General features: G+C 59.1%; 1 rRNA gene. It reads right to left on the bottom strand.

The annotated features are described in order from the left end of the window. A 23S ribosomal RNA gene (locus ACVMYR_RS33125) occupies positions 1-787 on the bottom strand; the annotation flags it as partial.

The following is a 787-nucleotide window of genomic DNA, read 5'->3' as shown; positions in this document are numbered from 1 at the left end:
GAGCTAACAGGTCCCCTTAACGTTCCAGCACCGGGCAGGCGTCAGTCCATATACATCGAATTACTTCTTCGCATGGACCTGTGTTTTTAGTAAACAGTCGCTTCCCCCTGCTCTCTGCGGCCATACAACGCTCCAGCAGCAAGTGCCTTCACGTCTCCGGCCCCCCTTCTCCCTAAGTTACGGGGGCAATTTGCCGAGTTCCTTAACCACAGTTCGCCCGATCGCCTCGGTATTCTCTACCTGACCACCTGTGTCGGTTTGGGGTACGGGCCGCTAAGAACTCGCTAGAGGCTTTTCTCGGCAGCATAGGATCACTGACTTCACCTGAATCGGCTCGGCATCACGTCTCAGCCTACATGCACCGCGGATTTGCCTACGGTACGGCCTACACGCTTACCCCGGCACAACCACCGGCCGGGATCAGCTACCTTCCTGCGTCACCCCATCGCTTGACTACTACCCGCCAGGTTCCCACGCTCCCCACGATCAGTCCGAAGACCTCACAAGGTTCGGGTGGTTAGCACAACGAGGTTCATCACGGGCGCTCTTTCGCGGGTACGGGAATATCAACCCGTTGTCCATCGACTACGCCTCTCGGCCTCGCCTTAGGTCCCGACTCACCCAGGGCGGATTAGCCTGGCCCTGGAACCCTTGGTCATCCGGCGGAAGGGTTTCTCACCCTTCTTTCGCTACTCATGCCTGCATTCTCACTCGTGCCGCGTCCACAACTAGGTCACCCCGCTGCTTCACCCCCGGCACGACGCTCCCCTACCCACCCACACACCTG

The organism is Micromonospora sp. PTRAS2, assembly GCF_054052245.1.
This window is presented reverse-complemented; position numbering and strand designations above follow the sequence as displayed.